Origin of the sequence: Leptospira ryugenii (assembly GCF_003114855.1) — a bacterium.
Taxonomy (GTDB): Bacteria; Spirochaetota; Leptospiria; order Leptospirales; family Leptospiraceae; genus Leptospira_A; species Leptospira_A ryugenii.
On sequence record NZ_BFBB01000008.1, the window covers coordinates 602596 to 629564 of the forward strand.

Annotated in this window: 25 protein-coding genes; 9 read left to right on the plus strand and 16 right to left on the minus strand. The window is 39.3% G+C overall.

All coding sequences use genetic code 11. The features are described 5' to 3' along the window. Positions 1-693: an LIC10067 family putative lipoprotein gene (locus DI060_RS15590; RefSeq protein ID WP_244594444.1), complete on the minus strand. Its 693-nt coding sequence runs from the start codon at positions 691-693 to the stop codon at positions 1-3. 74 nt (positions 694-767) lie between these two features. On the opposite strand from DI060_RS15590, the gene DI060_RS15595 reads away from it, so the two are divergent. Together DI060_RS15595 and dcd are read left to right on the plus strand one after the other, a co-directional pair. Next, a complete protein-coding gene (locus DI060_RS15595) occupies positions 768-1541 on the plus strand; it encodes an enoyl-CoA hydratase/isomerase family protein (protein ID WP_108977855.1) in 774 nt (257 codons plus the stop codon). Between the two features lie 2 nt (positions 1542-1543). Continuing rightward, positions 1544-2062, plus strand: coding sequence for a dCTP deaminase (gene dcd / locus DI060_RS15600; RefSeq protein ID WP_108977856.1), 519 nt, complete (start codon positions 1544-1546; stop codon positions 2060-2062). A 46-nt stretch (positions 2063-2108) separates the two neighbouring features. Here the strand turns inward: dcd and DI060_RS15605 are convergent, their stop codons facing one another. The 3 genes from DI060_RS15605 to mpl36 all read right to left on the minus strand — a co-directional run bounded on the left by DI060_RS15605 (position 2109) and on the right by mpl36 (position 7048). Then, positions 2109-2633 carry a DUF2147 domain-containing protein gene (locus DI060_RS15605; protein WP_108977857.1) on the minus strand — a complete coding sequence of 175 codons (525 nt, stop codon included), beginning with the start codon at positions 2631-2633 and terminating at the stop codon, positions 2109-2111. A 165-nt stretch (positions 2634-2798) separates the two neighbouring features. Next, positions 2799-6026 carry a SpoIIE family protein phosphatase gene (locus DI060_RS15610; RefSeq protein ID WP_108977858.1) on the minus strand — a complete coding sequence of 1076 codons (3228 nt, stop codon included), beginning with the start codon at positions 6024-6026 and terminating at the stop codon, positions 2799-2801. Positions 6027-6157: 131 nt separating this feature from the next. After that, positions 6158-7048 carry an RlpA family plasminogen-binding lipoprotein MPL36 gene (gene mpl36 / locus DI060_RS15615; protein WP_108977859.1) on the minus strand — a complete coding sequence of 297 codons (891 nt, stop codon included), beginning with the start codon at positions 7046-7048 and terminating at the stop codon, positions 6158-6160. A gap of 107 nt (positions 7049-7155) precedes the next feature. On the opposite strand from mpl36, the gene DI060_RS15620 reads away from it, so the two are divergent. After that, positions 7156-8058, plus strand: a complete 903-nt coding sequence (locus DI060_RS15620) for a tetratricopeptide repeat protein (protein ID WP_108977860.1) — start codon at positions 7156-7158, stop codon at positions 8056-8058. Positions 8059-8060: 2 nt separating this feature from the next. Beyond that, positions 8061-8972 carry a tetratricopeptide repeat protein gene (locus DI060_RS15625; protein ID WP_244594445.1) on the plus strand — a complete coding sequence of 304 codons (912 nt, stop codon included), beginning with the start codon at positions 8061-8063 and terminating at the stop codon, positions 8970-8972. Here DI060_RS15625 and folP read toward each other — a convergent pair. After that, the gene (gene folP / locus DI060_RS15630; protein WP_108977862.1) at positions 8958-9776 is read right to left on the minus strand and encodes a dihydropteroate synthase; all 819 of its coding nucleotides are present in this window, start codon (positions 9774-9776) and stop codon (positions 8958-8960) included. The genes DI060_RS15625 and folP overlap by 15 nt on opposite strands. A 96-nt stretch (positions 9777-9872) precedes the next feature. Here folP and DI060_RS15635 point away from each other — a divergent pair, with 96 nt between their 5' ends. From DI060_RS15635 to DI060_RS15655, 5 genes are read left to right on the plus strand one after another with little or no spacing between them, the layout of a single operon-like run. After that, positions 9873-11891 carry an OmpA family protein gene (locus DI060_RS15635; RefSeq protein WP_108977863.1) on the plus strand — a complete coding sequence of 673 codons (2019 nt, stop codon included), beginning with the start codon at positions 9873-9875 and terminating at the stop codon, positions 11889-11891. Between the two features lies 1 nt (position 11892). Then, complete coding sequence (locus DI060_RS15640; protein ID WP_108977864.1) at positions 11893-13017, plus strand: DUF1577 domain-containing protein; 1125 nt, start codon at positions 11893-11895, stop codon at positions 13015-13017. Positions 13018-13042: 25 nt separating this feature from the next. Beyond that, a complete protein-coding gene (gene hisS / locus DI060_RS15645) occupies positions 13043-14356 on the plus strand; it encodes a histidine--tRNA ligase (RefSeq protein ID WP_108977865.1) in 1314 nt (437 codons plus the stop codon). Next, positions 14353-14883 carry a phosphatase PAP2 family protein gene (locus DI060_RS15650; protein WP_108977866.1) on the plus strand — a complete coding sequence of 177 codons (531 nt, stop codon included), beginning with the start codon at positions 14353-14355 and terminating at the stop codon, positions 14881-14883. The genes hisS and DI060_RS15650 overlap by 4 nt, the downstream gene beginning before the upstream one ends. A 6-nt stretch (positions 14884-14889) precedes the next feature. Further along, on the plus strand, positions 14890-15792 hold the full coding sequence (locus tag DI060_RS15655) for a lysophospholipid acyltransferase family protein (protein ID WP_108977867.1): 903 nt from the start codon (positions 14890-14892) through the stop codon (positions 15790-15792). On the opposite strand, the gene DI060_RS15660 is transcribed toward DI060_RS15655, so the two are convergent. From DI060_RS15660 to DI060_RS15710, 11 genes are all read right to left on the minus strand, one after another. Continuing rightward, complete coding sequence (locus DI060_RS15660) at positions 15785-16909, minus strand: Re/Si-specific NAD(P)(+) transhydrogenase subunit alpha (RefSeq protein ID WP_108977868.1); 1125 nt, start codon at positions 16907-16909, stop codon at positions 15785-15787. The genes DI060_RS15655 and DI060_RS15660 overlap by 8 nt on opposite strands. Continuing rightward, on the minus strand, positions 16906-17844 hold the full coding sequence (locus tag DI060_RS15665; RefSeq protein ID WP_108977869.1) for a UDP-glucuronic acid decarboxylase family protein: 939 nt from the start codon (positions 17842-17844) through the stop codon (positions 16906-16908). The genes DI060_RS15660 and DI060_RS15665 overlap by 4 nt, the downstream gene beginning before the upstream one ends. Before the next feature lie 60 nt (positions 17845-17904). Further along, a complete protein-coding gene (locus tag DI060_RS15670) occupies positions 17905-18783 on the minus strand; it encodes a M50 family metallopeptidase (protein WP_108977870.1) in 879 nt (292 codons plus the stop codon). 18 nt (positions 18784-18801) lie between these two features. After that, positions 18802-21171, minus strand: a complete 2370-nt coding sequence (locus DI060_RS15675) for a PP2C family protein-serine/threonine phosphatase (RefSeq protein ID WP_108977871.1) — start codon at positions 21169-21171, stop codon at positions 18802-18804. Then, positions 21168-22400, minus strand: coding sequence for a hypothetical protein (locus DI060_RS15680; RefSeq protein ID WP_244594447.1), 1233 nt, complete (start codon positions 22398-22400; stop codon positions 21168-21170). The genes DI060_RS15675 and DI060_RS15680 overlap by 4 nt, the downstream gene beginning before the upstream one ends. A gap of 32 nt (positions 22401-22432) precedes the next feature. Next, the gene (gene argJ, locus DI060_RS15685; protein ID WP_108977873.1) at positions 22433-23587 is read right to left on the minus strand and encodes a bifunctional glutamate N-acetyltransferase/amino-acid acetyltransferase ArgJ; all 1155 of its coding nucleotides are present in this window, start codon (positions 23585-23587) and stop codon (positions 22433-22435) included. Between the two features lie 46 nt (positions 23588-23633). Then, a complete protein-coding gene (locus DI060_RS15690) occupies positions 23634-24998 on the minus strand; it encodes a HAMP domain-containing sensor histidine kinase (RefSeq protein ID WP_108977874.1) in 1365 nt (454 codons plus the stop codon). Continuing rightward, positions 24991-25671 carry a response regulator gene (locus tag DI060_RS15695; protein ID WP_108977875.1) on the minus strand — a complete coding sequence of 227 codons (681 nt, stop codon included), beginning with the start codon at positions 25669-25671 and terminating at the stop codon, positions 24991-24993. Before DI060_RS15695 ends, DI060_RS15690 begins: the two co-directional genes overlap by 8 nt. 63 nt (positions 25672-25734) lie before the next feature. After that, positions 25735-26139, minus strand: coding sequence for a hypothetical protein (locus DI060_RS15700; RefSeq protein ID WP_108977876.1), 405 nt, complete (start codon positions 26137-26139; stop codon positions 25735-25737). After that, the gene (locus tag DI060_RS15705; RefSeq protein ID WP_108977877.1) at positions 26129-26476 is read right to left on the minus strand and encodes a hypothetical protein; all 348 of its coding nucleotides are present in this window, start codon (positions 26474-26476) and stop codon (positions 26129-26131) included. Before DI060_RS15705 ends, DI060_RS15700 begins: the two co-directional genes overlap by 11 nt. Beyond that, the gene (locus DI060_RS15710) at positions 26466-26945 is read right to left on the minus strand and encodes an RNA polymerase sigma factor (protein ID WP_108978176.1); all 480 of its coding nucleotides are present in this window, start codon (positions 26943-26945) and stop codon (positions 26466-26468) included. The genes DI060_RS15705 and DI060_RS15710 overlap by 11 nt, the downstream gene beginning before the upstream one ends. Positions 26946-26969: the final 24 nt, after the last annotated feature.

Consider the following 26969-nt stretch of genomic DNA (forward strand, 5'->3'; position numbering starts at 1 on the left):
TCAAATGCTTACAGTGCAGGTGTCATCAAAAGCTGTAACGTAAAATTGGTTATTCGCATTTGCATTTAGCGGAATGGAAGGATCTTTTTTCGAGATATAATCTGTGGCGAGACAACTCGTACTGAATAACCTTACCGTGACATTACTATCACAGGTAACTGTGAGTTTTGCATTTCCCAAAATCAGGCTTGAGCGAAATGCTTTTGTCTGTAGACCTTTAAACTCTATGCTTTGGCTTTCTCCTTGTTTGATTTCAATCTCGGAACCGTATAAGTTACCGGTGACAGAGTAACAGTCGATAAAGAATTCTGTGCCCGCACAATTGATTCCCGAGGCCGTACCTGGTAAACAAGAGCCACCACTTTTGGAAATGGTGAGAAAGCCGCTCGTTGCCCCATCAGGAACTGAGGTATAGAGTTCTGTCCCTAAATTTGCTGAGATGGCCGCAGGTAATTGGTTGAAGCGGATAACCGTATCCACGCCAAAATTACTTCCTTTGATCACAATCTGTGTAGGAGGATAGACCCCATTTTCGTTGTTTTGGCGAGGGGTTCCAATTTTTGGTTCCACGGAAGTTATGGCGGGGCTTCCTAGAAATACAAGTGCCAGCGCATCCTCAGACTTTCCCTTTGAGCATTGGAAGAAAGTCAGGCAAATGGGAATCCAGAAATAGCACGCAACGGATTTTGTCATGCAGGGCCTAGCTCTCCCATTATCGGATTTCATTGCATGATTTCATTTCTATTTTTTCAATGGTAGGAAATTCTATGTCCACAGTTCAGTTAGAACCTTTTGGCGATTATGTCGCATTTATTCGATTCAACCGACCGGAAGTAAAGCATGCGATCAACCATGAACTTCTAAACGATTTGGAAGCTCAAATACAGAAAGCCATAGCAGGAGCATACCGCTGTTTGGTCTTTACTGGTACTGGTGACTCCTTTTCGGCAGGGGCTGATTTAAAAGAGCGCCTTTCTTGGACAGAAAAAGAAGTCTTTCAATTCTTACACCGCATCGGGTCTATCTTCCTACAAATCCAAAATCTACCAATGCCAACCATTGCCTCTGTAAACGGATACGCGTTTGGAGGAGGATTGGAGTTGGCCTTGTCTTGTGATTTACTCTATGCCCAGGAATCAGCAGTCGTAGGCCTGACTGAGACAAGATTAGGCATCATCCCTGGAGCGGGAGGCACGCAGAGGCTTTGCCGGCTTGTGGGAGAGCAGCAAGCCAAAGAGTGGATCTTCACAGGAAAGAAAATCTCGGCAGCCGAAGGAAAGGCAAAGGGATTGTTTTTGGATGTATTTTCAGGTGAGAGCTTAGAGAACGAGATTTTGAAAATTGCAAATGAGATTTCCTCTGCAGCCCCCTTAGCTGTCCGAGCAGCCAAAAAAGCGATTCGTTCCGCCACCATTCCTGGATTAGATGAAGGTTTGGAATGGGAAAGAGTTTGTTATACAGAAACATTGAGAAGTAAAGACAGAAAAGAAGCGCTCCAAGCTTTCAAAGAAAAAAGAAAACCAAATTTTGTAGGAGAGTAGAGATGATTCTCACCGGAAAAGAAATTCTAAAACGTCTAGGAAACGATATCAAAATAAAACCATATGATGCAAAATTATTGAACCCAAATTCGTATAACCTATGTTTGCATGAAGATTTATTGGTGTATTCTCAATTTCCCTTGGATATGAAAAAACCAAACCCAACAGAAAAAATCACTATACCAAAAGAGGGTATCGTGCTAGAGCCTGGAAAACTATACCTGGGTAGAACGATAGAATTCACGGAGACACATAACCTAGTCCCAATGTTAGAAGGACGGTCTTCTATTGGTAGGTTAGGTATGTTTGTACATATCACTGCTGGCTTCGGTGATGTTGGCTTTAAAGGATTTTGGACTCTGGAGATACAGGTGATTCATCCCTTGCGTGTATATGCAGGCGTACAAATCTGCCAGATATTCTACCACACAGTAGAGGGTTCCATTGAGGAATACAAATCAGGCAAGTACCAAGCGAACCAAGGTATCCAACCATCTTTGCTATATAAAGATTTTGAATAGATGTGGAATGGCTCGGAGTCTATCCGAGCCATTCATATGCTTAGGGCTATTTTTTTGTTTTAAATGTGCAATCCCAACGAGACTCATCCAGGTTTAATCCAGACAATTTGGTCCAGGTATTGGTTTTACCAAGGAAAGAAAGAGAACAAAGTGTACCCCGTAGATCTAACTTGTTGCCACCTTCAATGGATGTGAATTTACCACAATAGGTTTTACCATCACGTGGGTTGTAAATCTTTCCATTTTTATACACACCTTCTCCCACGTAGTCAAACCCAGTAATAAATACCATACCTAAATTGGGTCTCTTTCTGAGTGCAGGGTCCTCATTGTTGTGGTCAAGGTAAGGTGTGCCAGGCACTCCTTTGTCTTTGTCTTTTTCAGGATATGCATTGTCTTTGATGCAAATTGTTTTTCCACAATACTTGTCACCACATTTGAAGATTTCGATCACAGAGTCTTTTTCTGGTGGTATATAACGGCCAACAGCAACGTCTGCTTCTTGAGCAAATAACATGGAAAAGGACCCAAAGGATAAAATTCCAAACAACAAGAGAGATTTTGATTTCATAAATTTCCTTACTAATGATGGTAATTTTGATTCCCATATAGTATAGGAAAGGCAAAAGTATGGCAAGCTGGTTTTTTATCCTGAGCCTGTTTTTGCCCTAAAGGAAAATAGGCATGACCAAAACAAGACCCAGGCACGAGAAATGCCTGAGCCCCCGGGTTGACTTTAGTTCAGACTTGTTGTTTTCTCCAATAATTTAGAGAGTTTAACTACGTTTTTGTTTTCAGGTTCGATCGCCTGTGCTCTCGTCACATAGGTAAGGGCTCTGTCATAATTCCCCATCAAGCGACTCACATCAGCTAGGTTGATCAGATTTTGAAAATGATCTGGATCAATTTTAAATGCTTCGTGCGCAGCATGTAGAGCCTTTTCATAATTTCCAAGTTTTTTCTCTGACATGGCAAGGTAATACCAGTACTCGGATTGGCTTTGGTTTTCTTTCAAAAATTCGTTGAGAACTTCTGAGGCGACCTCATAGTCTTTCCCTTTATAACTCACTAGACCTAGAAATTTATTGAGTTTTTGGTTGCTTGGGTCACTATCGAATGCTTTTTTCATCACGGAAATGGCTCTTTCCAATTCTCCGTTTTGGTAATGCATCTTTCCTTCCTCAAAAGCACCCGAGGTTGTCAGCGATGAATCCCAATCCTCCTTGGGAGCTTCGAAGTAAGTGTCAACAGGTACCTCTTCGATATTTTCATTGGAAGAGGTCTTACCTGAGGAAGCCATTTCTTCTTTGAAGACAAGAGAGAGCATGGAAAAGTCGTCTGTTAACTCACCGACACCCTTCAATATCCTTTCTACTTCATAGATATCGCCATTGGCTTGTTCGATGTATTTTAGAATCAATGTTTCGTCTTCGTTTATAGTTCTGACATCTTCATCTGGTGTTAAATCAATATCATCTCGACCATCTGAGGCTAAAATAAGTTTATCACCAGGCATCAATTGAAAGGTTTGGACTTCGAAAGGATACTCTGAATCCAATCCTAGTTTTCTAAGTTTGAGTTCGTCTTCAATGAAGGATGCCTTACCATCTCGGTATAAAATGCTAAAAGGGTGCTCTGCATTGAAGTACCAAATCTTTCCAGTCTCATCGTCAATGAGCATAATGGTGGCAGAAATCACCATCGTCCCACTGAAAGATTTGAAGACCATATTGACTTCTTCATACACATCTGTGAGCCATTCCTCAGGAGTTCTGTTCAAAATACGTTTGTTACCTGCAGATCTTGCCATGATGGAGTTCATGACAACTCCCATCACTAGTGATCCACCAGCCCCTTGCATAGATTTTCCCATGGCATCCCCGTTCATCACCATCGTATAGCGACGGAAATCATCAGGTTTCCCAAGTTTTAAATTTCCTGTGATACAAATGTCACCACCGAGATCACCAGTTTTGTTTCGAAACTCGAAGGTTTTCTTTTGGTGCACATAAAAATCAGATTTGATATTGGAAGATTTGTTTGCATTAAAGAAGAGAGGCTTTGCTAATAAGGAAGTTAAGAAATAGTCACCATCTTGTTGTACTTTCAAACGGTGGATTTCGTCCATTTTCTCTTGGAGTTCTTTAGTTCTCTCTTTCACCTTCTCTTCAAGGTTTTCTGCGTAATCCTGCAGTTCACGTCTCGCATCTCGTATAGATGTCACCATTCCATTGAAAGATTCGGTTAGGTATCCAATCTCATCATTTACTTGGATGGAGACTTCTACCTCCATATTACCCTGGTTTACTTTTTCAACCCCAGCTAACAGGCTATATAGCGGATTTATTAAAGTAGATCGGAAGAAGAGAGGAAAAATGACCAAGAGCACAACCAAAACAATCGCGAGAATGACAATTTCAAGTTTAGCAGACTTGTGCATATAGGCACGATAGTCACGATAATTGAATCCTACTTCACGTATGATTCGTTTTTTAGAATCATAGGTCATATAGGCAACATAGTGACCTAGGCCATCTAAATCCTTTCGGTAGTGGCGAGTGAGATCAGGCTTAAAATAACGGAAAAACTTGAGAAATTCCAATCTGAGGTCTTTGCCAGATATCTCCTTTCCATCCCATTTGCAATCATCTGAAATATGGCTCAGGATCGCATTTTTAAAACTATCCGCATTTTTTACTTTGGCTATGTAATTGCGCCCATCTTCACAAAATTGTTCGGCACCAATGTCAGAAAGTTTGTTGGTATTGATAAAAGTGCTTTTGTTTAATTTTTCAAAGAGCGCGTTCAGCTTTTCTTTGAGTTCTGCATTCTCTAAATCAGGATTGTCTTCTAGATAAGCTTGGATTGCGTTCTTATAGCCTTCAAAGAAATACGGAGTAGTGGCTAATTTGTCCTGAAGAGCCTTACGGTATCCATTGGTTGGAAGATTTGTAACTTCAATATACAGTTCTGTGTTATATAAGTCGGCTTGAACGAGAGGAAGGTCTAAAGATACATTTTCGGGGTAGAGTGATTTTCGAATTCCCTGTGTTAGGTTGTCGTATTCAATGATAAACCGAATGTCAGCTGTCCGTTCCCCTCCTTCTACTGCGCGGAGTGTTTTTTGAATGGATAGATTGTCAAAGGCAACTTCTTTTTCTTGGTCTACGATGAAGCTAAATGCTTGCATGATCAAAAGCATTGTAACAAAGGAAATACCAACGATTTTCACCATGAAGGTGGTTCTTTCTTCACTGGTATTGATATAGATCAGAGTGATCATAAAGAAGGCGAGGGTAAACAAGAGAACTAGCGCTGTGAGGTAGGTACTCCTTTCCATAGCTCCGTCTCTACTCATTACATTTGTGATGTTTGGAACAATAGCTGCTGTTAGGCCAGCGATACCCAATCCAAACAAGGCTCTCTTTTTCCCCTTCTCTAATTTTGTCAATCGGTAGCCAGGTAATATGAAGAAGTTTAACAAAGAGTATAAGCCGATGCAGATTCCCAGAATCTTACTTGCACCTTCTGCATTGAAATCCCAGTGGTGAGCGGTGAAGTGGTATTTCTTTTCGCTGATGGAAGTTTGGTAGAGAAACCATAGCACAACAACGATCGCAAAACCATAAGTTGCATAAAGAATGATATCTCCAATCTTCTTATCTGCGTTAGAGGGAAAACGAAAGAAAAATTGACCAAAGTGAATGATACCAAAAAGAATCAAACCACCCGTGAACCAACGGTGGTAAGATGCTATCGGATGGTAGTAAAATGCAGCCAAAAAGTAACCAAATTGAAAGAGGCAAAGGTATAAACACGCAAGACCCAAATGTTTGGTTGCCGGTGTTTTGTCCTTGAGTGAAAGAAAGAAGACGGAAAGGATTCCGATCAGAACGGTTACGATAAGACTACCAAAGGTATAATAGTTGGTAAGAATGTGTTGAATCGAAAGTGTATCACTCATATTTGGGGCTTCTGGCAGGGTTGATTTCAGAAAATGGTATCATAAGATGACATCGGAAAGCAATCTATTTTCCGAATTTCTGCAACCTGGGGATCTCCAGGTTGCGGAAGAAAGGATTCCGATAGGTTTACTTATTTGGGGGGAATGAAGCAGTCGATCCCATCGTACTTCATACGAGATTTCAGACTTTCTGCCTTGGTTCGATCGGAGAAATCCCCAACTTGAACCACATACTTCCCTTCCCTAGGATAGATAAAGACGGATTCGTTGTATTCTGACTTTAAGGTTTCCTTGTATTTATTGGCACGTTCTTGTTCCTTAAACACTCCAACTTGCACCGTATATCCCTTTGGCTGTTGGACTGAAGGAACAGCAGTTTTTGTAGGTGTAGGATTGGTTTTGTTGGGAGTTAATTTCTCTGGCTTTGCGGGAACATCATCTAAAAGGTCTGCATCGTCCAGGTCATTGTCAAGATCTTCCACCGCCTCTCCTTTTTTGAGAACACGAATGCCGACTTTGGTTACACCTTTATCTTTAAAATCGAGTAGTTCGGCAGTTTTTTCCGAAACATCCACGATGCGTTCATCCACAAAAGGCCCTCGGTCGTTGATTCGCACGACAGCTTCCTTATTATTTTCAAGGTTTTGGATCTTGACCAGCGTGCCTAAAGGAAGAGTTCTGTGGGCTCCCGTTAATTTGGTTCTATCAAATGGCTCACCACTCGCCGTTTGGCGCCCTTGGAATTTCAATCCATACCAAGAAGATAATCCCACTTCATCGAAGCTACCTGTAGGGTTTGCTTTCTTTTCTGGCAATCCAGTTGTCGGTTTCGTTGCGTCGAGATCTGCTAACACAGACTTGGCAACAGGGTCCTCACTGTTGGAAACAGTTCGGCTTTTCTGTGACCTTTCGAAAAAAATATCCTCTGGATCTCCGGAGGCACTGTAGCTTCTTCTTGTTGCGTCTGTGGAGGAACAAGATACCAGCCATAGTACCAAAGGTACGATTAAAAACTTTTGCATGGCTATCCCCTTTCTTTTGGAATCTTACAATACCTTTCGGAGAGTTTTTGAGAATCCCATGAAAGATTTTTCAGGCCAAAAGAAAAATACAATCGATACTCGAACTGATGCAAGCGCCCGAAATCCAATCACTATTCAATGAGGCTGTAAGACTCGAAAAAGCAGGTGAAAGGAAAAAAAGCAAAGAGACATATTTAAAAATCATCGAGTTATCCCCAGACCATCATCTCAGCTATCAAAACTTAGGTGCCATTTTTTCAAAAGAGGGAGATCATCGGAATGCCTTGGACTTCTTTCTGAAAGCAATCCGATTAAATCCTGATTTCAAAAATTACTATAATGCAGGTGTTTCTGTATTCAAATTGAAAGAATATGAAAAGGCTGTGCATTTCATTAAACAGGCATTACATTTAAACAAACAGTTTATCCTTGGGCATTTGCTCTTGGCTCAAATCTACCAACATCTAAACCAAGATGAGAAGACAGAGATTTATCTAAAAAATATTATTAAACTAGATCCAAACCATAAATCAGCTTTGGGAGGCTTAGCTATGTTTTATTATGAAAGGAAGCGCTATCCGGAGAGTTTGAAAATGCTGGAGAGATACCTTTTGCTCTATCCAGGTAATGCTCAACTTAAGTTGATTCAATCGGAAGTATTGGCAAAACAGGGGAACTTTAAAGAATCAGCAAATCTTTTGATGGAAATGACAAAGACGGATGTTGGTTTCACTCATTTTAATGAAACCTTGGCATCGGCCTGGCAAGAGGAAGATGAACTAGCAAAGGAAAGCATACATCGAATCCAAACAACGGCAAAAAAAAGACTAAAAGAATTCCAAACAAAATTGGAGCTATCAAGAGAGAATCCAGAAGAATTTGCGCCACCAGAACCCCAGGAAGCTTTGGATTTAAGTTTGTTGTATCTATTTAACGGAAATCCAGAAAAAGCGATGCAATATTTGGTCTTTGCCCAGAAGATGAAGGAAAACACGGATGCAAAGGACTGAGATTGAGAGGGATTTTATTACTCATTTGCCTTACCATATTTTCTTGTCGTTACCCTGTTAAGAACCAGGAAAGGATAGAGGAAGATAGAGGGTTTTTACTTCCTCCTGAAACAGAAGATAGTTATTCCTGTAACCAGAAAGGGATTAGAGCTGCAAAGGATGGCAAAATAGAAATGGCAGAAGCTATTTGGGACGATTGTGTCCAAACCAATCCACGTTCTGTTCTGACACATCTGAATCGGCTCCGGCTTTTTTTCCTTTTAGAAGAATATGAAACATTCAAAAAAAAGGTCCAAAAAGAAGCACCAGAATTCCAAAATCCAACCTACCTCGCCATCCTCAGAGACTTAGAAGAGAAATATCGATTAGAAGAACAAGTAGTACTTCTAGACGGACTTTCAAGAGTGAAAGGATGGGAATTATATGCTTACCAAGAACTAGCTGAATACTACCAAAACCAGGGAAATATCAATTATGCGGTTTCCTATTGGAACCAAATCTTAGAGGTGAATCCTTTCCATGAGGACGCTTTGTACGGTATGGTAGAGATCCAGATTATCCAACAAAAATGGTATTCTGTTTTGGATTATGCAAAATCCATATCTGTAGTTGCAAAGAAGAGGAAAGATTATCATTACTATTTTATGAAGGCCTATTTTGAATTGGGTGAATACAGTGAAGCAATCTCTTGGGCGGTCAAAGCAACTGACCAGGAAAAGGCCCAACTCTCTTTTTTAGAACTTTGGAGAGATTGTTTATTGCTCACACAAGAAGACCCGAAGTGGGACGCATTGTTGCCTCACTACCGAAAATTGAAAGAATTGGGATATACGATACCAGAATCAAATTTTTTTCCCACTAAAGATACTTCTGGTAAAGAATTAAGAAAAGCAATGCGATCAGGTAGACATTGATTTGATTCTCTTTAAAATGATCTCGGCTTGTTTGATTTTTTTTATGTTATGAGTGCGGATCCAAGGGACACCTTTTTCAACTAGATACTGTTCGCAAACCAAAGTGGCTATCTCTCGTTCTAGAGCAGGGATACCCCCTAATGCCGAACCCAAAAAAGACTTCCTCGAGACACTCACCATAAGATTTGGATACTCTTCCAAGAGGACATCAATCTTTGCTAGGGCAGTGAAGGAAAGATTTGCATCCTCTCCTAAAAACATTCCCATCCCAGGATCAAAATACAATCGATCGGTTTCTAGCCCCCAAGAGGACAGATAGGATTGTCTCTCTTTAAAAAATGCAGTTATGTGTTGGAGAATGTTATCAGTGGTCAAAATGGATTCTTTTCGCGCGATGCCAAGTGTGTGAGAGTGCATAACTATCAACTTAATCTCCCTGTTTTGGAGTAACAAGGGTTGTAAGATCATTTTTGATTTAGGGTCTGAAAATCCGCTGATATCATTTACAACCAATACTCCTTCTTGGATGCCCACTGACTGAACCTCTGGTCGAAAGCTATCCAAACAGATCTGGGGAGTCAGCTTTCTTAATTCAGGAAGGATACTGCGAATCCTTCGGATTTCTTCTTCTATGGGAACGAGTGTTGCAGAAACATTTGAGGATTGGCCTGAAATTTCGATCCAATCTGCACCATCCTTGAGGAGCTCTTCGATTTTACGTAGGGCATATTTGGGTTCCAAAAATTGATTCCCATCCGAAAAAGAATCTTCGGTCATATTCAGGATTCCAAAATAAGTGCTCATTCCCTGAAAGAATCGGAAGTGATCTTTGCTGACAATTCCTTCTTTTTTCCCTTGGCAGAATAATGAGTAAAACCGATACCTTTAAGAGATAGGCAGATGAAAAAGGGAATTCTACTTACATTGGTTGTTGCGATTGGTTTGTTGGCTCAACCCTTACCTAAAATCACGGATTCTTATTTTTTTGGTCCATTAAATACCCAAAATGTAGAATACAACCCTATTATCTCACCAACTGGTCGGTATTTGGTTTTCCAGTCCAATCGCCCCGGTGGTGAAGGGGGCATGGATATTTGGGTTACAGAAAATTTAAGTTACCCAAATCGAATGAAAACACCGTCCTGGGATGCACCGAAAAATTTCCGAGAGTTGAATACTCCAAATTTTGAAGGGATGTTTACCGTTCTATTCGATGAGGCTGAAAAGCCGTACGAGTTGTATTTTACATCCGCTCGTTACGATGATGCTAGAGATAGAAAAAAAAACCGAGATGGTTTCGATGGATTAAATATCTATTATACCAAGATCAATCCGCGAACAGGTCTTTGGGCAATCCCCTTACATTTAAATGAAATCAATTCACATTTTGAAGATAAAATGCCTGCGGTTTCACCGGATGGCTGTTATGTGATATTTTCCTCCAATCGTCCAGGAGGATTGGGCGGTTATGATTTATGGATTTCAAAAAGAGTTCCCAGCACAAAGATTGAGAACCTAGAACCAAATGCGGACAAGCCCAGATTGAAATGTAGAGATGGGGTTTGGCAACGACCTATTAATCTTGGTTCTTCGGTAAATGGTCCTGAGGATGAGATCAGTCCTAGTTTTCATTGGGATGGTACGCGTTTGTATTTTAGTTCTAACCGTAACCAACAGCAGAAAAAATATAGCTTCTATTACTCAGACTATGACTCCAACTCAGAAAAATATTCTATTCCAAAACTGATGGGAGATCCTTTCAATACCAAACGAGTACTCACAACTCAATCAACAGGCTTTCCATTCGATACACCGTCTGATCGTTCAACCTATAGTTTATACGAGGAAAGTGACAACGAAGGAATCAGCGTTACACATGATGATTTATGGTTTTACTTTGCATCCAATCGTCCAGGAGGACAGGGACAATTTGATATCTATCGGACTCAAGTCCCGGAAGACCTGCGCAAATCTTATGATTTTGTATTTAGAGGATTGGTTTATGATGGTTCCGAATCCATTATGATTGGATTGGATGCCACTTTAAAAATTTTTGATGAAACAAAACCAATCGGTATCATCACTTCCAAAAGAATCGGAGGTGATCTTTCTACCGAAGAGAATGAAAATTTTCGTACAAATATTCGAACTGGCAAGTTCTATCGTGTAGAAATTTCCTCGCCAGGGTTCATTCCGACCGAGCTGAATTTGGACCTTCGGGGAAATGTGGGTGAAAAAAAGGAACAATACTCTCGGATAAAACTGTTACCAATCAAAGAAGAAAAACCTGATCGGCCAGATATGACTATAAAAGGCATTCGATTTGTCGTGAAAGACAAAAAGACAAATGTAGTCATTCCAAATGCTGATTGTACATATTTTGATGATATTAATCGAAAAGGAAAGGTGCTGACGCCAAAGGACAATCAGTTTGATTTAACAGAAACACCTAACATCGGCTTTGAGATTTTGGTTAAAGCAAAGGGATACAAAACAGATACCTTTTTGTTTCCTGTCCAACGGATCCAGGACATGGTTGGCAAAGAAACAGTCTTATATTTGCGGAATTTGAATGATTATGATGATCTTTATAATACGGTTATCTATTTTCCGTTTAACCAACGTTCAATCAGTGACGAGGACAAAAAGATCTTAGATAGATTTGCTGAATATCTAATTAAAAATAAGAATGATATCGTTGAAATCGGTGGTCATACAGATAATGTAGGTAGTAAAGAATACAACATTACCTTAAGTGAAGATAGAGCATTGGCAGTGTATCAATATCTGAGAGAAAAAGGGGTAGCAAAAGAAAAAATGAAAATCCAGGCTTATCATTATTCTCAACCTCTTACGGACAACGATACCGAAGAAGGCCGCGCAAAAAACCGAAGAGTAAACTTTAAAAAAGTCAATTAAGATGATATTACCTATCAAAACACATTTTCAAAAAGAAAGAGCCTTCGAAGATTTAGACCCTTCTGTAAATATTTCAGAGTTCTTCAAAAGCAGAATGGCGGCTGAAGGACTTTTTTTGAAAGGATACGACACAGATTTGCGGATCAAGTTTAAGGGTGAAAGACAGGACGGCTCTCATATTTTTGAAACGGATGTAGTCATTGATCTCGGAAGTTCAAAGTTTACTGTTTATACCACTCCTTCCTATCATATAGAGGTAGAGTATGAATTATTAAACCAAAAGGATACCTTGCTTTTGGGAAAGATTTTATCAAAAAAGATTAGTAACCAAATCCGAGTAGAATCTAGAAATGATAAAGTGTACGGGACGGTCGTTGCTTCGAACTTTTTGATCGCAAAAACGAATATTGATTTTTCGAAGTTAACGGGTGTGAGTTCACAAGTTATTCTAACCGATATTCACAAAAATCTACTGAACGCCTACCCAAAATCAAAGGTAGTGTTTGTTGCTGGTGGAGACCAGTCCGATGAAATAGATTTATTAAGGGAAAAACAAAAACCTCTTTATATTCTAAATACTCACACTCTTGAATCTCATCCATCCTCGGAAGTTTTTGATCCAAAATCTGCGTTTGAAGAAGATATGATTTTGGAAGATAAGATTGCAGAGTATAAAAGGAAAAAAATTGATTCTTTCCTTTTATATCCTATCTTCATTGCCATGAATGATCTTCATTTCTTTGCCTATTTGACCATTGAAATGGAAAAGACTTCGGTTCCGGAAGAAGTATTTCAGAAATATAAAGAAGTTGAATCTACCTTCCAAGCTCGGATCATGGATTCCAATACCCAAGTACTAGACTTAAAACAAAACGTATTTAATGTCTCTCGAGGTGGTCTTTCTATTGAGATTCGAGAAAGAGAGATCATTAAGGCACTTAAAGTGAAACCTTCGATGACTTTAGATATTAACTTCAAAATGCAAGCACCACTCCGTATGGCGGTTGAACTTCGCCACATGGAAGAAGTTAAAGACTATTTTGTTGTTGGCGGACAAATTGTTGGATTGATTGGGGACAAAAAAGCAAAAGATATTTATTATAGTCTAATCACATTTTTTAGTTAAACTTTACAGAAAGCCGAGTCAAAGAGTGAAAGAAAAAAAACTCACCACAGAAAATTATAAAGGTACCCGAGATTTTTTTCCAGAAGACATGCGTATTCGCAACTATCTTTTTTCCATTATGAAACAGGTAGTTCGTTCTTATGGATATGAAGAGTATGATGGTCCCATGTTGGAATCTTTAGATTTATACCGAGCAAAAACGGGAGAGGAAATTGTTGGGAAACAAATCTATGACTTTGTAGATAAGGGTGGTAGGGAAGTCGCGATACGGCCCGAAATGACTCCTACAGTAGCTAGGATGGTTGCGAGTCGATTGCGAGAATTGCCTCGGCCCATCCGTTGGTTTTCGATACCCAACTTATGGAGATACGAGCAGCCAGGGCATGGACGTTTACGAGAGCATTGGCAGTTAAATGTTGATATCTTCGGTGTAAATCACCATGCGGCCGAGCTTGAAATCTTTTCTTTAGCTTGTGACATTCTGTTCGCTTTTGGGGCACCGAGAAATTCTTTTCGACTCAAAGTGTCACATCGTAGCTTGTTGGATGAATTTTTTCAGAATGGTTTAAAATTAAAACCAGAGCAGGCGCACGATGTTTCAAAAATTTTGGACAAGAAGAGCAAAATCACCCAGGATGAATATGTATCAATGGTACAAAAAGTGGTGCCAAATAACAATGATGCGGTCACACTCATTGATCAATTTCTAAATTCAAACATAGCAAACCTGAAAGAAATCCCTGGTATTTCTGAGGATTCCTACCAAAAAATCCAAAGTTTATTTTCCGATTTAGAGAGTTTGGGTCTTCGGGACATCATTGATTTTGACCCTTCCGTCGTTAGGGGATTTGATTATTATACAGGTTTTATCTTTGAGATTTTTGATACGAGTCCCAAAAACAAACGTTCTCTCTACGGCGGTGGTCGCTATGACAATCTAATCGGTCTCTTTTCTCACGAGGAGCTATCGGGAACAGGTTTTGGTTTGGGAGATGTGACTTTACTCAATTTTTTGCAAACTCACAATCTAGTACCAAATCTCTCGAATGAAAACACAGTTTTCATTCCACTTCTAGATGAAACTTTTTTCTTATCCTGCCAAACCATAGCAAAAGAGTTCCGAAAGCATGGAATCCCTGTAGACCAAGCCTTGGTTTCTCAAAAGATGGGAAAACAACTATCGTATGCAGAAAAAAAAGGGTATCGTTGGATCTTGTTACTTGGTGAAGATGAAATTGCTAAAAACTTGGTAACACTGAAAGATATGCAAGAACGTTCTCAAGAAACTTTTAGCTTAGAAGTTGCCTTACAAAAAGTTAACGAGCAAACAAAAAAATGAATCTAATTTCAGAAACTGATCTGAGGTTTTCGCAGTGGATCAAGAAGTATCTTCACAATGAGAAGCTTTCTTGGGTTTTATCAAGAGTGAATCGAGGAGAAGTTTTTGCCTTGATTTTACTTCCTTTGATGATCCTTAGCCAAAGATACTCGCCTTTGTACGTTTCTCTTCCTTTAGTTTTGGTATTTACTTTTTTTACCGATAGGTTGGTGCTATTCCTAAAAAAATATTACGCAAGGAAACGTCCTTTGATCAGTGTAATGGGGAAGGTAGATGCAAATCCTGATATGAAGCACTCTTTTCCTTCGGCGCATAGCGCGAATTCTATGGTCGTTGCTACAATTCTAGTTTTTGCATTCCATGAGACCCCATATTTTTTTGTCTTCAGTATTTTTGCTGGAGTCGGTCGTTTGCTAACTTTGCATCACTATGTCAGTGATATTGTGGGAGGATGGATCATTGGAGTTTTGATGGGTCTTTTTGGAGTTTTCTTTTTTCAATCTGTAATTAGTACCTGGAGATATTGAAATCCTATGAAGACAATTGGTTATTTTTTCTCCTTTTGCATTGTTTATTTGTTTTACTTACCCTTTAAAATCTTACCCTATCGTGTTTGTCTTGCATATGGCATCCTTTTAACGAGAATTATTTTTCCGATCGCAAAGAGGCATCGCAAAATTGCTGCAGATAATTTACATTATGCGTTTCCGGAAAAGAATGAAGTAGAGATTCTAAATCTTGTCAAAAAACACTTTGATCATCTAGGGATTCTTTTGGCTCACACCCTATGGGCACCGAGGATGACTCGGAAGTGGTTGGATACCTATCTACAAATTGACGAAGAAAGCCTCAAGATAGAAGAAGAAACCAAGAAGTCTGGTGTGGGGGTCGTTTTAATTTCAGGACATTTGGGTACTTGGGAGATACTCGTTCAATTTTTAGGAATTCGTATGAAAGGTGGGGGAATCTATAAAAGAGTTCGCAATCCTTTTGTGGATAAACTCCTTCATGACATGCGAGCAAATAATGGTATTGTTTTGGTCCCGGTTGAAGATTCCTCTCAAGTTGTGAAAATGTTAAAGCAAGGCTATTGGGTAGGCTTTGGCTCCGATCAAAATGCGGGAAAGGCGGGAATATTTGTTCCTTTTATGAATAGGCAAGCTTCTACTTTTGTTGGACCTGTGACTATGGCTTATTTAACAGGCGCTAAAATGTTATACTATTCTGTGTTGGCAGGCGAAAAAGGCAAAGTTATTGTAAGAGTTAAAGATTTAGGTTTCGTAGATAAAAAGAAATTCGGAACCAAAGAAGAAATTTTAAGATATTATACAGAATTGTGGACGAGAACTCTCGAAAGTGAGGTTAGATTGTTTCCGGAACAGTATTTCTGGGTACACCGAAGGTGGCGTACCCAGCCGCCGGATACAACTACGTAAGCAAAGACAGAATAGCCTTGTGCCTTATCTCTCCCTGGTCTGCAATCAGACAGGTGTTGATGATTTCATCTTCTAAATTTATGTTGAATTGTTTCTCTTTATTCACAAAGAGCTTTAAAAAATTCACAATGTTTTTTGCATACATCTTGCTTGCATCCATCGGTTGCGTTGAAGGAAGATTAGAATTTCCAATGATGGTGACTCCATTGTGTAAGATCGTTGCGTCATTTTGAGTTAATTCACAGTTACCACCCATAACAGCCGCTAAATCAACTATCACAGATCCCTTTCGCATGGACTCAACCATTTCTTTTGTGATGAGAACGGGTGCTTTTTTCCCAGGGATTAAAGCTGTGGTCACAATGATGTCTGCTTTTTCCGCATACTTAGCAATGGCTTCTTTTTGTCTTCGTTGGTAGTCTTCGGATTGTTCAACTGCATATCCGCCACTTCCACTGGCATCTGCTGCACCCTCTACCTCAACAAACTTTGCGCCAAGAGACATACATTGTTCTCGGACCTCGGGTCTCGTATCAAATACATCGACCACAGCGCCCAATCTTCTGGCAGTTGCAATGGCTTGCAAACCAGCAACACCAGCACCCAGGATCAAAGCTCTTGCGGGAGTAATGGTTCCTGCTGCTGTGGTGAGCATTGGAAAAAAACGACTATAATTCGCGGCGGCAAGTAAAACAGCTTTGTATCCTGAAACCGTTGCCTGTGAACTCAATACATCCATAGATTGAGCTCTCGTGATTCTAGGAATCATATCCATAGAAAAAACTTTCATTCCAAAGTTTGCCATTTCTTTGAATTTTGTCGGCTGGGCAAGTGGTGAGAAAGTACCAATATATAATTTTGATTTTGCTATCTTTGAAAATGTGTCTGCATCTGTCTGGTGTATTGAGACTAGAATATCAGAATCACCAAGTAATTCACTTTTTGGCAATACCTTAGCGCCTGCTTGCTGGTAATCGGAATCTGAAAAGAAGGCTTGGTTTCCCGCACCAGATTCGATCGAAATACTAAAACCTAATTTTTGTAATGCGTCGATTACATCAGGTGTGAGAGAAACTCGATTTTCAAATGAAGGTTCTTTTAAGGCTCCGATTTTCATGCGTTTAAACTCGCTTTAAAGTATTGGATAGTTTTTTTGATTCCTTCGATTAACGGAACCGTGGGTTGGTAATTTAATTTTTCTTTGGCTAAACTGAGGTCTGGTTTGCGTCTCGTCGGATCATCTTGTGGTAGAGGGAGATAAATAATTTTTGATTTAGAACCAACTTCTTTGATTACCATTTCAGCTAATTCTTTAACAGTAAACTCTCCATCATTGCCAAGATTCACTGGACCGATGAAATGGTCTTGGTCCATCATGGAAACAATACCACGTACCAAATCGTCTACATAACAAAAGGATCTTGTTTGACTTCCATCACCGTAGATGGTTATATCTTGGCCTCGAATTGCCTGCACTATGAAATTTGAAACCACGCGGCCATCATCTGGTATCATCCGCGGGCCATATGTATTGAATATCCGAATGACTCGAATATCCACATTTGAGGTTCGCTTATAATCAAAACAAAGTGTTTCTGCCGCTCGTTTACCCTCATCATAGCAGCTACGAATTCCAATCGTATTTACATTTCCCCAATAGGATTCTTTTTGAGGGTGCTCGAGAGGGTTTCCATAGACTTCGCTCGTTGAGGCTTGTAGTATCCTTGCCCCAACCCGCTTTGCCAATCCAAGCATATTCATCATACCCAGAATGTTTGTTTTCATCGTTTTGATTGGATTGCTTTGGTAGTGAACTGGCGAAGCAGGGCAGGCCATATTGTAAATCTGGTCTACCTCGAGTTTAATTGGATCTGTGATATCGTGTCGAATGAGTTCAAATTTGGGATTTGCAAAGAGCTTTTCTAGATTGTTTTTTCGACCTGTGTGGAAGTTGTCTAGGGCTATGACTTCATTGCCTTCTTGTAAGAGTTTTTCGCAGAGATGTGAGCCGATAAACCCAGCACCGCCCGTAATGAGAATTCGTTTGGCCATTGAGATTCTATATTTGCCAGGTCAAAATCCTCGGCAAATTAAAAATTTACCGTCTTCTGACTAATTGTCTTTTGGAGGCATACCAAAGAAAGTATCCGGTGGAATCACGATTCCACTTTCAGGGTCAACACCTCTCTTTTCTAGCCAGACCTTGGCTTCAGGAGAAAGGTCTCCTGGGAATCGCTCCCAATCAGCAAGCTTCGCATTGTCCTCAGTCACCTCAATTGTATGTTCATGTAAAGAACTACGCAAGAAATGAATGATGATACCGATGCTGAGTAAGCTCCATAAACTAGCAATGAGATATCCTAAAAACAAGACAGCTTTTGGTACATCCTCTGAACTTAAGTCTTCCGGGCTTAAGCCTGCCATCCAAAAGGCAAGGATACCCGCATCAGAGTCGGACAACTTGTCTGCAAAATCTGATAGATCATAGATCGAATAAAGAGAAATACTCGTACCTAAAAATACAAGACTCAGTATCGATATAGATTCACCTAACATACCAACTACTAAAATTCCCACTCCCCAAAGGATTCCAGTAAAGTAAGCTAACTCACCTAATTTGGAATAAAGAACGCTGACAGAAATCAAAAATAGACCGAATAAAATCAATGTTTGACGTGCATGTCTGCCTGAAAAGCCTGCTCTCAATAGCAAACCACCAACTAACGAACAACCAACATATCCTGCAGATACTACTAAAATGAAAGAACCTCTAAAGGATGCTGGAGTTGCAATGGTCTCACCACCTTCATTTCCATGCAAAGCAATACCTTTTACAACACCACCAGTAAAGAGTGCAGCTGTCGCATGACAGATTTCGTGGATCAAAACCACAAATTCTTTTAGGTATGAGGTCACCTGATGGTCCCAAAATGCGATCAAACTTAAGACCAATGACAAAAAAATCGCAAACTTCAATGGTTTGTCAGACATAGCCTATTAGATTATCGGCTAGAGATTTGAAAAAGATAGAGAGATAAATGTCATATCATCGGTCATCTCTCTATTTCCACGGAATCGGTTTAAAACTTCTTCCAGGCGAATCGGTAGGTCTTTGATCGCAGATTGACCATGAGACGAAAGAAACTCGACTAAAGATTCCTCTCCAAATAGCTCGTCTTTTTCACTAAATGTTTCCGTCACACCGTCGGAAAAAAGGAATAATCTGGTTCCTGAACCAAGATTAACTTCTTGGGAAACATAATCTGTTTCAAGTATGCCCAGAACTCTCTGTGTCTTAGAATGAAAGTGTAATTTTGCGTCTGGAGACATTTCAATGAGTGCTAAATGGCCAGCATTGATAAATCGAAATGTTTTTGACTGTGTATCGATGACTCCGCCAATGAGAGTCATAAACTCACTTCCCTGGTATCGCGCTCGAAAGAACGAATTGATCTCTCGGAAAAGTCCCTCAAGAGAGGTCCCATTTCTGAGTTGCTCGCGTACGATACCTTTGATCGCACTCACTAGAAAGCCTGTTCCTAATCCGTGCCCAGAAACATCACCTAACATAATTATCATTTTGCTAGGCGAGATTGAAATAATATCTAGATAATCTCCCGAAATTCCTACTGCAGGTTTACTAATATAGGCAAATTCAATCCCTTTGATTTCACTGGGTGGGATAATTCTCAAGGTATTGTCTACCAGAGATGCTGTTTGGATATCGCGCACGATTTTTCTTTTTTGGATTTCATCCTCTAACAAGGAGTAATTTTCAATAAGCATTGCAGTAATCTTTACAATTTCATTGATAAACTTTAGCTCACCAATAGAAAAGTAATTTGAGTCTGATTTTTCTCCAAGCAGGATCATTGCTCTAATAATTTTTTTACCCGAAGAATGCCCGTAAGCTGGGAAAGCCAATTGGATATTTAATTCTTTTAAGAAATTATAAAGAGTTTCTCTTAACCCAATTCCATATTCAAGGTGAGATGTAACGGTCACTCGATCGGTATTGGCAAAATAATTCCAAATTTCAGATTGAGCTGGGATCCGGACAAAATTTACATTTCGTAAATCTGTTCTAGCAAATGTATCTCCTGGAATCAGAATAATGATATTGGAAATGGAAAGGGTTTCCATCACAGTTCTATTGATCGATGAGATAGTTCGTCTCATCGAAATTGGATCTGTGATGATCTTAGTTACTTTTTCTATCCCTTTACTCAGGATGGGATTCTTTTCAAAAAACCAAAAATCAATCCACTCCTTCATTTTCAACTTGATGGGAATCATATAGATGGTTAGCACGAGAAGCAAAAGAAAATTTAGAAACCATCTTTCTTTAAGATAAGGAACTGGAAGCAAATAATCTACCAACAGTACCAAGGAAATATATACAACAGTAGAAAAAGAAACCAAAATCAAAGTAATAATTGTAGGAGTAAAGATGACGAATGAAGGAACAAAGGTATATCGATAGGTTCCGTAAAAGAAAGTAATCATGAAGAAAAGATAAGACAAAAAGAAAAATATCCTATCTACATAAAACCAGGGAAACCCTTGGAAAAAAAGAATTGAGATTGGCATGCTCGTGTACAGGACTATGGCCGTAAGCAATGAAATCCTCTTAAGCAATGCTTCTCCCTTTGTTTTTGTGTTGAGTAAGTCTTTAAGATTTAAAGTGAAATTGAATACTCCAAAGAAAAAATTCAGTCCATGTCCGATATTGACTATGTTCAGTGCCAATTGCCAATTTGTATCTTCTTGGTCAGCAATGACACCAATAACAACTGCAATCAAAAACTGAGGAAGCAACCATTTAGATGGGATTTCCTTTCCTCGTAAACGATAAATGAGATGATAATGAAGAAATGCACTGAAATAGATAGAAAAGAATAATGGAAAAACCGTTATATGGTAGGTGATGAGAAAGACATTCGAAAAAAACAAAATCGATAGATTTAAAAAGAAAGAAAATATCAACCCATCTCTTGTGGCGACGTAAAAATAGACGGCAGATAGTACGCTGAAGAAGGCTAACAAAAAATCTAAACTGAAAAATGTAAGGATATCAAATTTTTCAAATTTGATCGGTTGAACAGACAGCAATCTTTCTTCTTGTTTTAAATTTCGTACCTTGATTGTATAGGTCTCTCCAAGATTTAGATTCTCCGCTTGATGGAAGTTCGCGATATCTTCTTGGCTGAGATAACTTCCCCAAAGAGATTTATACTCTTCGGCTACATTTACAATTAAACCTGAATCATAGTAGAAAAAGGGAAGTCTGATTTTGGAAGATTGGATACCTAAATAAGCAAAGAAGACCAAAAGACAAAAGATAAGAGTAGAAAAAATAGTGATTGTTATCTCTCTCATTTTTTGTCGCTCAAACTGAATCTAAGTATAGCCTGTTCTGCGAATAAAATTTGAATCGCTCCTTTTTCCATGGGTATTTTATTTTTCCATCCCATACTCGCTACGACTTCTTCATCATTACTTTCTCTCACCACTTTAAATTGTTTTCCTTCTTGGATGATATAGATTTCGTTAAAATCAATCTTTCCAATGATGAGTTCGTACTTATTGTTCCAATCTAATTTTTGAAATGTATTCGTAATCAATTGTTTGATATCTGAAAATCCTCTTAAGAGTCGCAGTCTGGATTGAGAATATACGACACCCAGGATATAGGATAGAATGATACCGATGTGCTGGTATGTCCTTCCTGCATGTAGTACAACAAAGTACCAAGATCCATCTTCTACTTGGAAAAATTCAACGAGGTTTCCATGGTTTCTAGGGTATGCTCGAATCGACCAACCAGGCAAGTCTGGAATCTTTCCTGTTTCTAATAAATCCTGTATGCGATCTGCATACTCTGCTTCTTTTTGGTATTTTTTGTTCTCTGTGATGTGATAGGAGAGCACATGGTTATGAATGGCTAAGGCAGATTGTCCTGCCAATAGAGACAGGGTATGCTTTGATTCTGTGTTTGGAATGTTAGAAACAGCCAAGAATCCGAATACTTTTTCTCGAAACAAAAATGGATAAATAAAATTTGCATGTAGTTCCATGAAGTCGTTGTTGATTTCAGTCGAATGGATTGCATCCATAAGGGAAGCTCCATTCTTTTTGCTTCTGAGGAACTCCAAAAAGGATTGTTTTACTTTAATCTCTTTTGTTGGACTGAGTTTTTTTTGCCTTCCTCGGAAATAGCTGTGGAAGTCAAAAGTGCCCAAAGGATTTAACAAGGCAATAGTACCAGCATGGCTTTCTGTAATTTTGACCATATCGGGAAACACATGTTTTACGAGTGAATCATAGTTAAATTGTTTGATAGCTTGTCTGTAGGATTCCGCATCGTCGGTGAGGTATTCAGATAAAAGTTTTACTCTCATCTTTCGAGTGAATTTCTCGACTAGAGGTAAGTAGATTAAGATAGACATTGCCATCACAAGTATAAATGCCATTTCGAGATGATAATTGAGATCTTTTGGTAGATTTCGTAAGATAAAATAATATGTGAGGAGAACGATTATGATATACGTAGTTCTTGTTAAAATGATGGTTAGAGATTGTTTCAGTTGGTAATTCGAAGGTAACAATCTCTTCAATTGATTTGTATACAAAGAAAACTTCATGTCGTATAATATGCGTTTTCTTTAATATAACCTTCGGTGAAATCGCAAGTCCAAAAGGTTTTCTCTACGTCTCCTGTTCCCAATTGAATTAAAATTTTAACTTCCTCATTGGATTTTAGATACTCAGCTAATCTTTCTTTGGTTGTTGCATCGGCACCTTTTACAGAAATCCCACCTAAATAGATTTGCAGGGATTCGTAAGGGATTGGCTCATCAAATACCTTTCCAACAGCCATAACAAATCGCCCCCAGTTGGGATCTCCCCCGTAGATAGCGGTTTTGATCAAGGGAGAGTTGATGACTGATTTTCCTATTTTTCTTGCTTGAATTTCATCTCGAGCCTTCGAGATAGTACACTCGATCAATTTACTTGCACCCTCACCGTCGCGCGCAATTTTTTTCGATAACTCGATAGCGATTTCCTCTAAATTTTTATAAAAAAGTGCATCGGGAATCTTACCTAATTTTCCTGAGCACATTAAAACGACGGTATCGCTTGTAGAAGTGTCTGAATCTATGCTGATACAATTGTATGATTTATCTACGGCATTTTTTAAAATACCGTACAAATCGTCCGATTCAGGTAAAAAATCAGAAAAAATATATGATAACATGGTAGCCATATTCGGTTCTATCATGCCAGCACCTTTTGCTATTCCATAAAGAACACCTGTTTTACCTTGATACTGAATTTCTCTCGTTGCAATTTTTCTGCGAGTATCCGTTGTCATTATCGCTTCTGCAACTTGGTCGAGGTTTCCTGGCTGGAGATTCTCTTTGGCGGATTTACAGGCGGTTAAGATCTTTTCTATCGGAAGTGGAACACCAATGACACCCGTTGACGAAGGTAAGACATCTTCTTTTTTTATATTCAATGATTGTGCGATCGCAGCACAGATTTGCCTGGAATGTTCAATGCCAAGTTCTCCCGTGGCAACGTTTGAATTTTTTGAATTGATTACCAGTGCTTGTAATTGGCCGTCACGTATATGTTCTCTTCCTACTATGATAGGAGCACCCGGAAAGTTATTTTTTGTAAAAACTGCCGCCGCCTTACAAGGAACATCTGAATAAACAACAGCGAAGTCTAAAGTCGAATCTTTGATGCCGATATTTTTTCCAAAAGAGTAAAAGCCGAGAGGGTATTTCATAAAATCAATTCATAGCCAATATGCCGTGAAAGGAGTGAAATCGTCCCTATTTTTTTGGAAATTCAAATGAGAAAATTGAGCCGCCCTCAGGGTTTGGACGAACGTATACTTCTCCTGCATGGAGTCTTGCTATGTGTTTTACAATCGACAAACCTAGTCCTGTACCACCTTCTTTCCGAGATCGATTTGTATCGACACGAAAGAACCTTTCGAAGATACGTTCTGAGTCTTCTGGAGAAATCCCGATCCCATTATCTCGAACTTCCAAAAGGTACTTTTCATTAACCTCTTTAGCAAAAACTACGATGTTTGAATTCTCTGGCGAATAGGCTGAGGCATTCGAGATTAAATTTACGAGTACATGCTCCATCAAGACTAGATCGGCTTGGACTCTCATGGTTTTTTCAATTTCGATGATTAAATTTTGGTTTTTATTGGAGAGAATGACTCCAACGGAATCTCTCACATTTTTAACGAGTTCATATAATTGGAAGGATTCAGTTTGCAAAATCGTTTTGTGATTTTCTAGTCGGGAGATTGTGAGCATATCTTCCACGATTCTCACGAGCCGTTCCGTATTTCTTAAAATCGCATCTAAGAACTTTTTTTCATTGCTACCATCTTCTAACTTTAGTCGGTAATGGAGAGTTTCTGCGTAACCTTTAATAGATGTAATCGGTGTTTTAAGTTCATGAGAAGCATTTTGAAAGAATTGTTCTCTTACTAGCTGATTTTGTCTATCCTCTGTAATATCTAATATCACTCCGATATATAAATATACGATATCGTTGGACTTTATCGGGTACAAACGAGCATTGTAAAAGTGGCTTCCTTCCTGAAATTCTGTTTTACCTTCGGCCTTTTTTGCAACTTTTGTTTCGATGAATTGTAAGAGCTCTCTATTCTTTACTGCAGAACGTATATCTTTGAATTGAGAATTTTGAGAAATGATACTTTCTGGAATATTGCGATTTAAAAAAAGAAACTTGTTATTAAAATCAATGGCAAAGACTCCTTCCTTTAAATTTTGGAGTAATGAATTGAATTTTTCTTTTTCTACTGTCAGGTCTAAGAACTGGTTCTTTAGTCGCTTTGCCATTTCATTTATGGAAGATGTAAGCTGAGCTAATTCCAAAATTTCCGGAGAGGGCAATTCAACTCCAAAATCTCCAGCATTGATATCTTTGGTTTTATTCTCTATGAGAGATAGGGGATCTGTGACCTTTCGTGCGATTGTAAAAGAAACATAAAACGTGCCAAAGATAGCTATTAGAATATAAGAAAAAAATAACAAAGGCTTCAAGCTATTGGACAGGTAATCTTCTACTGCAATCACACCTGCTGCCAACAAAATCAAAATTAGCAGTAAACCCCAGTTTAATAGAAGTAATGTGGAAAAAAAGCTACGCATCTCTGAAACGATATCCGACACCACGGATTGTTTCGAGTCTTTCTTTTTCTGAGAGTAATTTGTCTCTTAGTCTTTTAATGTTTACATCTACCGTACGATCTGTAACAAAGACATCCTTTCCCCAAATACGATCCAAGAGTTTATCCCTCGAGAAAGCAACTCCAGGGTTTGAGAGAAATAATTGTAGGATTTTGAACTCTATCAGTGTAAGTTCAACCTCTTTGCCATCCACATAAACTTTATGGGCGGTTGGATTCATTTGGATCTTTCCGCTACTGACTGGTCCTACCTTTTCTACAACAGCTGCAGATTCTGCATTTCTTCTGGTAACTGTGCGAACCCTTGCAACGAGTTCCCGAATGTTGAAAGGCTTTTTGATATAGTCGTCTGCTCCAAGCTCAAGGCCGAGCACTACATCCGTTTCCCCTGTCTTGGCCGTAACCATCAAGATGGGCAATTGTGGGTATTTTTCTTTGATGCGTTTGCATAGATCCAAACCACCGATGCCGGGTAACATCAGATCAAGGATCATTCCGTCCGGGAGATTTTTCTCCAGACGTCCTAAAACTTCCATTCCATTGTGGCAGACTTCTACTTGAAATCCTTCTTCTTCCAAATGGAACTGGATTAAGTTGGCTATGTCTTCTTCGTCATCAACAACAAGAATTTTCATAGATATTTCATAACATACCTAGTTTTGGTTACATTACGAATACAATTCGATTACAATTGAGATTTATTCTGGTTGGCTCAAACGATTGATTTGTTCAATGGCTTGTCTTTGGCGAATCATCAAATAAGCAAGTAAACCTAAAAAAAGAACCAAGGCTAAAGCAAAGACCCAAAGTAAACTCCGAAGACGTGCCTGCTCTTTTTGGATTGCTTGGATTTCCTCAAGGTGCGAAACCAAAAAGTAAAAATGGTCTATTTTAGGATAGGTCAACTTTGCCTCAGCTCGGATTTGCGTGACCAATTCCTTACTCTCTTCAAGGCTCAAAGATTCAATGAGAGGGAGCGCCTTGTCCATTTCCAATTCCAATAGGTCCTTTGCTTTGGGAACTTCCGCAAGGACAGGCTGGGCAAATAGAAAAGAGAACAAAACAGCTAAGGAAAAAGAATGGAGAGTAGAATTACAGTTCATGAAAGCCAAGTTTTTCTTTCCATTCTTTTAGAAAAGGAATTCGAGAGTTGATGAAAAGGACCCCCAAAAGCAAGGAATAGAAGCAATAAAATAGGCTAGAGCTAATCAAAATAGGGAGTAAATAAGGCTTCCAATCCATCGAGCCTTTGACAAGCATCAGTAGTCCGATTGGAATCAAAAAGAGAGTGGCAGAGAGAAAGAGAGCCGTCACCAAATAATGGACAGGTAATAGCTGAGACAAGACCGCCAAACGGAAAGAAGGATTCTGATACCGTCCCTTAAGCAGAGGATCTGGATGTAAAAATGTTTGTTCCAAAGGTGTGCGTTTAAGTTTCATGTTGCCACCACTTCCTAAGCAATTCCTTCCCACGAGAGATATGACTCTTTAGGGTATTGATTTTCACATTTAGATCAGCGGAGATCTCTTTTAAAGGGCGATTTTCAAAGTAGTGAAGGATGATGGGCTTTCGGTAGACCAAAGGGAGACGAGACAACAACATTTGTAGTAGGCGCTTATCCGACTCTTCACGCATTCCTCGTAAAATTTCATCGCCAATATCGGCCTTGTGGCTTGCCACCTGGGTCTCGACTAAGGTTTCCATAATGGGAGATTTCTTTTTGGAAGATTTGATGATGAGATTGCGAGCAATTTGGTAGAGCCATGTCGAGAATTGGGCTTCACCGCGAAATGTACTTAATGATTCATAGGCTTTCAAAAAAACTTCTTGGGCAAAGTCTTCTGCTTCGTCAGAGGAAGAAAAGGCCCTCCGCGCTTGGGAAAGCACCATTCCCTCATATCGTTTCATGAGCTCTTCAAAAGAAGAAAGATC

Bases quoted from the DNA above. Each gene is read 5' to 3' on its own strand.
- DI060_RS15595 (WP_108977855.1), top strand. From the start codon at position 768: ATGTCCACAGTTCAGTTAGAACCTTTTGGCGATTATGTCGCATTTATT.
- DI060_RS15635 (WP_108977863.1), top strand. From the start codon at position 9,873: ATGAAAAAGGGAATTCTACTTACATTGGTTGTTGCGATTGGTTTGTTG.
- argJ (WP_108977873.1), bottom strand. From the start codon at position 23,587: ATGAAATACCCTCTCGGCTTTTACTCTTTTGGAAAAAATATCGGCATC.
- DI060_RS15710 (WP_108978176.1), bottom strand. From the start codon at position 26,945: ATGAAACGATATGAGGGAATGGTGCTTTCCCAAGCGCGGAGGGCCTTT.
- DI060_RS15705 (WP_108977877.1), bottom strand. From the start codon at position 26,476: ATGAAACTTAAACGCACACCTTTGGAACAAACATTTTTACATCCAGAT.
- DI060_RS15660 (WP_108977868.1), bottom strand. From the start codon at position 16,909: ATGAAAATCGGAGCCTTAAAAGAACCTTCATTTGAAAATCGAGTTTCT.
- DI060_RS15620 (WP_108977860.1), top strand. From the start codon at position 7,156: ATGCAAGCGCCCGAAATCCAATCACTATTCAATGAGGCTGTAAGACTC.
- DI060_RS15610 (WP_108977858.1), bottom strand. From the start codon at position 6,026: ATGAGTGATACACTTTCGATTCAACACATTCTTACCAACTATTATACC.
- DI060_RS15670 (WP_108977870.1), bottom strand. From the start codon at position 18,783: ATGTCTGACAAACCATTGAAGTTTGCGATTTTTTTGTCATTGGTCTTA.
- DI060_RS15640 (WP_108977864.1), top strand. From the start codon at position 11,893: ATGATATTACCTATCAAAACACATTTTCAAAAAGAAAGAGCCTTCGAA.
- folP (WP_108977862.1), bottom strand. From the start codon at position 9,776: ATGAGCACTTATTTTGGAATCCTGAATATGACCGAAGATTCTTTTTCG.
- DI060_RS15655 (WP_108977867.1), top strand. From the start codon at position 14,890: ATGAAGACAATTGGTTATTTTTTCTCCTTTTGCATTGTTTATTTGTTT.
- DI060_RS15665 (WP_108977869.1), bottom strand. From the start codon at position 17,844: ATGGCCAAACGAATTCTCATTACGGGCGGTGCTGGGTTTATCGGCTCA.
- DI060_RS15650 (WP_108977866.1), top strand. From the start codon at position 14,353: ATGAATCTAATTTCAGAAACTGATCTGAGGTTTTCGCAGTGGATCAAG.
- DI060_RS15605 (WP_108977857.1), bottom strand. From the start codon at position 2,633: ATGAAATCAAAATCTCTCTTGTTGTTTGGAATTTTATCCTTTGGGTCC.
- mpl36 (WP_108977859.1), bottom strand. From the start codon at position 7,048: ATGCAAAAGTTTTTAATCGTACCTTTGGTACTATGGCTGGTATCTTGT.
- dcd (WP_108977856.1), top strand. From the start codon at position 1,544: ATGATTCTCACCGGAAAAGAAATTCTAAAACGTCTAGGAAACGATATC.
- DI060_RS15690 (WP_108977874.1), bottom strand. From the start codon at position 24,998: ATGCGTAGCTTTTTTTCCACATTACTTCTATTAAACTGGGGTTTACTG.
- DI060_RS15700 (WP_108977876.1), bottom strand. From the start codon at position 26,139: ATGAACTGTAATTCTACTCTCCATTCTTTTTCCTTAGCTGTTTTGTTC.
- DI060_RS15590 (WP_244594444.1), bottom strand. From the start codon at position 693: ATGACAAAATCCGTTGCGTGCTATTTCTGGATTCCCATTTGCCTGACT.
- DI060_RS15695 (WP_108977875.1), bottom strand. From the start codon at position 25,671: ATGAAAATTCTTGTTGTTGATGACGAAGAAGACATAGCCAACTTAATC.
- DI060_RS15675 (WP_108977871.1), bottom strand. From the start codon at position 21,171: ATGAGAGAGATAACAATCACTATTTTTTCTACTCTTATCTTTTGTCTT.